The 7805-nt window shown below is 72.0% G+C and carries 7 protein-coding genes and 1 pseudogene; 5 read left to right on the top strand and 3 right to left on the bottom strand.

All coding sequences use genetic code 11. The features are described from left to right. The 4 genes and pseudogenes from ACFHWT_RS28370 to ACFHWT_RS28355 form a co-directional block, all read left to right on the top strand. Window positions 1-881 (top strand): glycosyltransferase family 4 protein (locus ACFHWT_RS28370; RefSeq protein ID WP_416597734.1); only part of this gene is annotated, 881 nt, incomplete at its 5' end. A gap of 228 nt (window positions 882-1109) precedes the next feature. Further along, window positions 1110-1862: pseudogene (locus ACFHWT_RS28365) on the top strand (serine/threonine-protein kinase); the annotation flags it as partial. Between the two features lie 124 nt (window positions 1863-1986). After that, window positions 1987-2754, top strand: coding sequence for a TIGR03089 family protein (locus ACFHWT_RS28360; RefSeq protein ID WP_416597733.1), 768 nt, complete (start codon window positions 1987-1989; stop codon window positions 2752-2754). Between the two features lie 82 nt (window positions 2755-2836). After that, the gene (locus tag ACFHWT_RS28355) at window positions 2837-3643 is read left to right on the top strand and encodes a metal-dependent hydrolase (protein WP_416597732.1); all 807 of its coding nucleotides are present in this window, start codon (window positions 2837-2839) and stop codon (window positions 3641-3643) included. Window positions 3644-3707: 64 nt separating this feature from the next. Here the strand turns inward: ACFHWT_RS28355 and ACFHWT_RS28350 are convergent, their stop codons facing one another. Then, window positions 3708-4301: a nucleotidyltransferase family protein gene (locus tag ACFHWT_RS28350; protein WP_416597735.1), complete on the bottom strand. Its 594-nt coding sequence runs from the start codon at window positions 4299-4301 to the stop codon at window positions 3708-3710. 134 nt (window positions 4302-4435) lie between these two features. Further along, window positions 4436-6055, bottom strand: a complete 1620-nt coding sequence (locus tag ACFHWT_RS28345; RefSeq protein WP_416597731.1) for a bifunctional 3'-5' exonuclease/DNA polymerase — start codon at window positions 6053-6055, stop codon at window positions 4436-4438. Window positions 6056-6372: 317 nt separating this feature from the next. On the opposite strand from ACFHWT_RS28345, the gene ACFHWT_RS28340 reads away from it, so the two are divergent. Continuing rightward, window positions 6373-6795 carry a flagellar protein FlhE gene (locus ACFHWT_RS28340; protein ID WP_416597730.1) on the top strand — a complete coding sequence of 141 codons (423 nt, stop codon included), beginning with the start codon at window positions 6373-6375 and terminating at the stop codon, window positions 6793-6795. A gap of 27 nt (window positions 6796-6822) precedes the next feature. Here the strand turns inward: ACFHWT_RS28340 and ACFHWT_RS28335 are convergent, their stop codons facing one another. Beyond that, window positions 6823-7800 carry a carbohydrate ABC transporter permease gene (locus tag ACFHWT_RS28335; RefSeq protein WP_416597729.1) on the bottom strand — a complete coding sequence of 326 codons (978 nt, stop codon included), beginning with the start codon at window positions 7798-7800 and terminating at the stop codon, window positions 6823-6825. Between the last annotated feature and the right edge of the window lie 5 nt (window positions 7801-7805).

The raw sequence follows: 7805 nt of genomic DNA, 5'->3' as shown, positions 1-7805 counted from the left end.
GCTGGCTCCCCGACGAGATGAACAAGTCCATCCACTCCATCGAACACTGGCTCGGCCACGAGTCCTGCCGGGTGATCACCTGCTCCGGCTACATGCGCTGGGAGGTCAGCCACCTGCTGGAGCTGCCGGCGTCGCGGGTGGACGTGATCGCCAACGGGGTGAACGACCGGGTGTGGCGCTCGTCGACGCGGGCGGTGGCGGCGGCCCGCGAGCGGTACGCCGCCGACGGGCCGCTGATCGGTTTCGCCGGTCGGCTGGTCTACGAAAAGGGCGTCCAGCACCTGATCGCCGCGCTGCCGTGGCTGCGCCAGCGCCATCCCGGGCTGCGGGTGATCGTCGCCGGCGACGGGCCGTACCGGGGTGAGCTGCAGGCACAGGCCGAGCGGCTCGGCGTCGCCGACCTGATCGACTTCGCCGGGTTCATGACCGAGTCGCAGCTGCCGGCGGTGCTGGGCGCGACCGACGCCACCGTGGTGCCGAGCCTCTACGAGCCGTTCGGCATGGTGGCGCTGGAGGCGGCGGCGGCCGGCGCGCCGCTGGCGGTGTCGGCCACCGGCGGACTCGCCGAGATCGTCGAGCCCGGCGTGACCGGTACGACGTTCCGGCCACAGGATCCGCACGGGCTGGCCCAGGCGGTGCACACGCTGCTCTCCGACGAGCTGTTCGCCCGGCGGGTGGCCCGGTCGGCCCGGCAGCTGGTGACCCGGCGGTACGGCTGGGCGACGATCGCGGCGCAGACCGCCGCCACGTACGCCGCCGCCGTGCGCGAGGCGCCGGGCTTCAACACCCGGCGGGCGGCCGCTCAGCTGGCCGGCGGGGCGGGCAAGCTCGTCGTGCCGGACGGCAACCTGCTCGCGGCGGTCGGCGGCGCCGTCTCGTAGGCGGCTTCAGCTGCCGGTCGACACACTCGGCTGCTCGTTGGCGTCCTCGGCTGTTAGGTCACCCGGCGCAGCGAAACGGCTGATGGTCGCCACTTCTCCAGCTGATCCGGCATTGTCAGCCCACAACTACTGTATGCAGTCGTGGGCTGACGATGGGAGACGGTGATCGTGCGACCGCAGCTGATCGCGGACCGCTACCGGCTCGTACGTCCGGTCGGCAGCGGCGGGATGGGACGGGTCTGGCTGGCCCGCGACGAGGTCCTGCACCGCGACGTCGCGGTCAAGGAGGTGCTGCCCCCGGACTGGATGAACGACGCCGAACGCGAGGCGCTGCGCCGCCGGACGCTACGGGAGGCGCGCAGCGCCGCCCGGCTCAACCACCCGAACGTGGTCCGCATCTACGACGTACGGCACGTCGCCGGCAGCCCGCTGATCGTGATGGAGTACGTCCGGTCCCGCTCGCTGCACCAGGTCGTCGCCGAGGACGGCCCGCTGCCGCCGGTCCGGGTCGCGGCGATCGGCCGGCGGGTGCTGGCCGCGCTGCGGGCCGCGCACGGCCACGGGGTCCTGCACCGCGACGTCAAGCCACACAACGTGCTGATCGGCGACCGGGGCCGGGTGGTACTGACTGACTTCGGACTCGCCACCCTGGACGGCGACGGCTCGATCACCCGCACCGGGATGGTGATCGGCTCGCCGCAGTACATCGCGCCGGAACGCGCCCGCGACGGGGTGTCCACCGTGGCGGCCGACCTGTGGTCGCTCGGTGCCACCTTGTACACCGCCGTCCAGGGCCGTTCCCCGTACGCCCGGTCGACCCCGATGGCGACGCTGACCGCGCTGGCCACCACGCCACCGGACCCGGCGACCCGGGCCGGGCCGCTGCGGCCGGTGCTCGCCGGGCTGCTGCGCCGCGACCCGAGGCGACGGCTCGACGTGGACGAGACCGACCGGATGCTGCGCCGGGTGACCGCCGGCGGCGGCGCGCCCGGTACCACCGCCGCGACCTGGCCCCGGCTGCGCGACGTGGCCGCACGGTTACGGGTCCCCGGCGCCCTGACCCGGTAGGGTCGGCCGCGACGATCATTCACACCCTGGAGTACGCATGGACGCCTCCGCCCTCGCCAGCGCGCCCGGCCTGGGCATTTACCCGGGCGACCCGACAACGCCCCTGCTGACCTGCTATGACGACGCCACCGGCGAGCGGACCGAACTCTCCGCGACCGCCCTGGGCGCCTGGGCGGCCCGCACGGCAGCAGTGCTGCGCGACGGCTGCGGGCTGGTCACCGGCGACCGGGCGGCGATCCTGCTGCCGCCACACTGGCAGACCGCCGCCGTCCTGCTGGGCGCCTGGTCGATCGGGGTATCGGTGTCGATCCGGCTGGCCGCCACCGCCGGCCTGCCGGTGATCGAGCCGGGTGGCGACGAGCCGTTGGACGCGGTGTTCGCCGCCCGCGGCCGGATCGACGACTGGTTGGAGGACGTACCCGGGGCGCGGCACCGGTTCATGCTCGACATCGGTAACCGGGCCGCGGCGGGCACCCCGCCGCCGGAGGGCTACCGGGACTTTCTCGCCGAGGCGTGCCGGTACCCCGGTCAGCCTCCGGCGTACGGGCTGGTCCGGCCGGGTGATCTGGCCAGCGTGGACGGGACCAGCTACGCCGAGTGGGGCTCGTTGGCGTTGGAGATCGCCGCGCAGCAGGACGTCACCGCCGGCGACCGGGTGCTGGTCGACGGCGGCCAGCACGAGCACCCGCTGTTCTGGCTGCTCGCGCCGCTCGCCGTCGGCGCGAGTGTGGTGCTCTGCGTCAACCTGGACCCGGACCGGCTCGACCCCAGGGTGGACAGCGAAGGCGTCACCCGGGTGCTCTGACCGCCGTACCGGTGTGGACGGTGCCACCACCATCTGACAGAGTTGCCTCCGCCGAGAAGTTGACCTTGGAGGAAGCTCGACCATGATGGGTCCGTCCCACGCGCTGTCCGGTGCCACCGTGTGGCTCGCCGGTTCCTGGGCGCTCGACCAGTTCGCCGGCTACGAGCAGTCGCCACTGATGATCGCGGTCGGCACCGCCGTCTGCGCCGGCGGCGCGCTCTTCCCGGACCTGGACCTGTCCGGCAAGGTCACCCGCAACCAGGGCGGCGCCACCGTCGCCCGGACCTTCGGGGTGGCGTCGCTGTTCGTCGCCGAGGTCATCGAGAAGATCTCCCTCGGCGTCTACCACGCGACGAAGCTCAGCAAGGATCCGAACCGCAAGAACGGGCACCGGACCCTCACCCACACCATTCCATTCACCGTGCTGGTCGGTTGGGGCACCACCGCGCTGTGCGCCGCGTACGGCAAGTGGGCGGTAATCGCCATCCTGTTCTTCATGATCGGCCTGGCGTTGCGGGGGCTGTTCGACGAGTGGGCCAAACGCGCCGGCTGGGTGATCGTCACCCTGCTGTCGCTCGGCGCCGCCTACTTCACCTACCTGCACCTGCCCGGTGACCGGGGCTACCCGATGCTCGGCCTGGCGATGGGGGTCGGCTGCTTCGTCCACATCCTCGGTGACCTGATCACCCGGGCCGGCGTACCGATCCTGTGGCCGATCCCGATCGGCCGGCGCATGTGGCGGATGTTCGGCCCGCCGGACCGGTACTCCATCAGGGCCGGCGGCAAGTTCGAGGTGGTCGTGCTCCGCGGCGTGTTCACCGTCGTGTCGGTGCTGGCCATCATCGGGCTGGCCGTCCCGGCGGTGCACCGGCACTTCACCGACAGCTGAGCCACCAGTCAGGTCAGGGCGAGTCGACTCAGGTCCGGGCGGCCCTGGGTACGGTCGGCTCGGGTCACGCCGGGGTGCGCTGCACCGGCACCGCCAACCCCCACGCCGCGACCGACTCCGGGGTGTCCACCAGCCCACCTTCGGCGACCCCGTCGCAGGAGATGTCGATCACCTCGCCGGTGTGCGCGAGCAGGTACGGCCGGGCACCGCCGTCGGCGTTGGCCAGGGTCGCGATCGCCGCCCAGTGCCGCCGGCCGAACACCATAGGGTAGCTGCGCATACCGGCGTAGGTGGCGCAGACCAGCACCTCCGGGTACGGCAGCGCGGTCACCCGGCGCAGCGCGTCGGCGGTGATCCCCGGCATGTTGACCGGGAACACCACCACCGCCTCGGCGTCGCTGTCCTTCAACGCGTCCAGGCCGACCCGCAGCGACGAGCCGAGCCCGGTGCCCCAGGCCCGGTTGACCACCACGGTGGCACCGGTCAGGTCGGCGGTGTCGCGTACCTGGTCGGCGGCGGCGCCGAGGACCACCACGACCGGATCACAGCCGGTCTCCCCCACGATCCGCAACGCCCGTTCGACCAGCAGTTGGTCGCCGCAGTACAGCAGGGCCTCCGGCCCACCGATCCGCCGACCCCCACCAGCCGCGATGATCATCCCCGCGATCCGACTCAGCTGAGCCACCCCCGCAACGTCTGCCCGGCCGGTCCAGCCCGGCCGGCGGTCACAGCGCCCGCCAAACGCTGCCCGATCCGATGGAACGCACAACGGGCCCAACGATCAGGTGGCGATCAGGTGGCGTCCGCGTAGCAGGTGACGGTGGACACCTCGAGCGGCACCCGGACCGGGGTGTCGCCGAACAGCACCGTGGTGGCCCGGCCGGCGCACTCCCGCACGGCGGCGGCCACCGCCGCCGCCTGCGTCGCCGGGCAGTGCACCACCACCTCGTCGTGCTGGAAGAAGACCAGCTCGGCGGCGGTGCCGGCGATCGCCTGACGGACGGTGGCCAGCAGGATCAGCGCCCACTCGGCGGCGGTCGCCTGGGCGACAAAGTTGCGGGTGAACCGCCCCCGGGCCGGGGTGCCGACGTCGGACGGTGGACAGGTCCGGCCGAGCCAGGAGCGCACCAGGCCACCGGTCTCACCGGTCCGGGCCGCCGCCTCCAGGTACTCGAATGCGACCGGGTAGCTGCGGCGCAGCACGGCGAGGGCCGGCACGGCGGCGCCGCCGGTCTGCCCGTACATGGCACCGAGCAGCGCCACCTTCGCCCGGGCCCGGTCACCGCCGAACGAGTCGCGGGCCAGCGCGGCGTACAGGTCACCGGCGCCGCCAGCCGCGGCCAGTCGGCGGTCACCGGACATCGCGGCGAGCACCCGGGGCTCCAGCTGGGCGGCGTCGGCCACCACGAAACACCAGCCGGGGTCGGCGACCACCGCCCGGCGCACCGCCTTGGGGATCTGCAACGCCCCGCCACCCCGGGTGGCCCACCGGCCGGACACCACCCCGCCCGGCACGTACTCGGGGCGGAACCGGCCGTCGCGGACCCAGGCCTGCCGCCACGCCCAGCCGTGCGCAATCCAGATCCGATGCAGTTCCTTGTACTCGATGAGCAACGGAACGGCCGGATGGTCCACGCCGCGCAGCACCCAGGCCCGGGTGTTCGGCAAGCTGATCCCGACCCGGGCGAAGGCCCGCAGCACCTCGGCCGGCGAGTCGGCGTGCAGCTGCCGGACGCCGAACGCGGCGGCGATCCGGCCGGCTAGCTCGGCCAGCCGACGCGGCGGCCCGCCGACCGGTGACGGTGCGCCGAGCAGCTCGGTGAGCAGCGCGTCGTGCAGGTCGGCCCGCAACGGCAGCCCGGCGGCACCCATCTCGGCGGCGACCAGCGCGCCGGCCGACTCGGCGGCGACCAGCAGCCGGAACCGGTCCGGCCGGGCGGTGCCGGCGATGCGGCGCTGCTGGTCGGCGTACACCCGGGTGAGCGCGTCGATCGGGTCGGCGACCGTCGCCGGGGCCGGCACGTCGTCGAACAACGCGGTCTGGCCGTGTCCGGGTGGCGCGGCACCCGGCGCGGGCGGGTCGGGTGGCACCGGCGCGCCGGTCAGCCGGGCGTGCGCGGCGGCGAGCGACCGGGGCTCGCCCCAGCGTCCGTCGTAGCCGAGCAGCAGCGCCTCGGTCAGCTCGGCGTCGTGGCACCGCTCGACCCGCACGCCGGCCCGCAGCAGGGCTGGGTAGGCCGCGGCGGTCGTCGCCCACAGCCAGCGCGACGGTGGCGGCCGGTCGGCGGTCGCCGCCAGCTCGGGTACCGACAGGTCGGGCACCGCCTCGACCGGGCCGGCGGGCCGGCCGTCGGCGTGCAGCAGCCGGCGTACCCCGCCACCGCTCGGACCCGCCGCCACCGCCACCAGCACCCGCCCATTGTCGCCCCCGCATACGACAACATCGGCCCTGGTCGGCGGCGCGACGGCCGGCGACCCGGCCGAACCCGCCTCCGGGCCTGGGGCATGTGCTCTCCAGGTCTGATGCATGTGTGGCATCGCGATGCCACACATGCATCAGACCCGCGAACACCAGGTTGGTGTCCACGTCTGCGGGCACCAGCCAAGAACATGATCAATAAATGTGTCAAGAACGCAGAAATACGCATGTCGAGAACATGGTGAAACATTTCTCAGGGTCGATCAGCCGGTTAGATTCGAGATCCGTCTCAATCACCGGGAGGACAATTATGAAAGCACTACGCCGTACCCTCGTCGCGTTCAGCGCAATCATCGCCGTCATGTTGCCGGCGAATGCCGCCGAGGCGGCGGTGAGCAACTACATGCGCAACCCGATCGGCGGGGTCCTGTACCAGACGAACTGGTGGTACACCAGCAGCACGGTGTCCGGCACCGCGCCGACCGGCGCGCTGATCACCACCGTGCACTGGTCGTACAGCCTGAGCAACCACTCAGGGGTCGAGGCGTACCTGTGTATCCCGGTCGGCTGCTCGAAGCTGCCCGGAGCGTCCGGCGTCACCACCGCGTTCGTCAACCAGCCCGCGTCGCAGAGCTGGACGTTCTACTTCCGGGTGCCCGCGTCGACCACCTATCTGTTGTCGCCGCCGCGCACCGGGGGCGCGCACATGGTCGACGTCACCTACGTGTACTGACCGTCGGCGGCTGCCTGGAGACGCCGCCTACTTGGAGACGCTGCCGGTGAGGCCGGACTGCACCTGCCGTTGGAAGGCGATGTAGACCAGCAGCACCGGCAGCATCGCCATGGTCACCCCGGCGAACAGTCCCGACCAGTCGGACTTGTAGCCCTGGTTCACCGACAGGTCGATCAGCCCCTGGGCGATCACCTGGTTCTTCGCCTCACCGCCGTTGGGCTGCATCAGCAGGTACGGCAGGTACCACTGGTTCCACTGGCCGATCACGTTGAAGATGCCGATGCTGATCAGCCCGGGTTTCGACATCGGCAGCATCACCCGGAAGAACAGCGTGCTGTGCGAGGCGCCGTCCACCATCGCCGCCTCGGCGACCGTGGTCGGCAGCGTCTTGAAGAACGAGTGCATGAAGAAGACCGTGAACGCCAGCGACCAGGCCACGTAGACGAGGATCAGCATCACGTGGCTGTTGGGGCCGAGCAGTGGGATGAACACGCCGGTGTTGTAGACACCCTTGTACAACGGCACCGCGGCCATGAACACCGGCAGGGTCAGCCCGGACAGGAACATGTAGTAGATGACCCGGTTGCCGGGGAACTCGTACCGGGCCAGCACGTAGGCGGCCATCGAACCGAGCAGCATGGTCAGGAAGACCCCGCCGCCGACGATGAGGATGGTGTTGACGAAGAAGTCGCCGATGCCGCCGTCGACCCAGGCCCGGGCGAAGTTCTCCCAGTGCAGCTGGTCCGGGATCAGCGACAGCGGCTCCCGGATGATCTGCGCGTCGTCCTTGAACGACGACATCACCACCCACAGCAGCGGCAGCACCACCATCGCGCCCCAGATCAGCAGGAACAGGTGGGAGAAGCCGTTGAAGAAGGAGTCGCTGACCGCGCCGGCCCGCCGGGGCGGCCGCGCCCGGGCGGTACGCCGACCGCCGGCGGCCGCCGGTGGAGGTGGTGGCGGCGGGCTGGCCGCGCTGGTCGGTGGGTTGGTGACAGTGCTCATCGCGC

Origin of the sequence: Micromonospora sp. LOL_021, from assembly GCF_048060215.1 — a bacterium.
Classification (GTDB): Bacteria; Actinomycetota; Actinomycetes; order Mycobacteriales; family Micromonosporaceae; genus Micromonospora_E.
The sequence above is the reverse complement of the archived record's forward strand: the minus strand, read 5'-3'. Positions and strand labels throughout refer to the sequence as shown.

Coding starts and splice junctions, on each gene's coding strand:
- ACFHWT_RS28360 (WP_416597733.1), top strand. CDS start 1,987: ATGGACGCCTCCGCCCTCGCCAGCGCGCCCGGCCTGGGCATTTACCCG.
- ACFHWT_RS28350 (WP_416597735.1), bottom strand. CDS start 4,301: ATGATCATCGCGGCTGGTGGGGGTCGGCGGATCGGTGGGCCGGAGGCC.
- ACFHWT_RS28355 (WP_416597732.1), top strand. CDS start 2,837: ATGATGGGTCCGTCCCACGCGCTGTCCGGTGCCACCGTGTGGCTCGCC.
- ACFHWT_RS28340 (WP_416597730.1), top strand. CDS start 6,373: ATGAAAGCACTACGCCGTACCCTCGTCGCGTTCAGCGCAATCATCGCC.
- ACFHWT_RS28335 (WP_416597729.1), bottom strand. CDS start 7,800: ATGAGCACTGTCACCAACCCACCGACCAGCGCGGCCAGCCCGCCGCCA.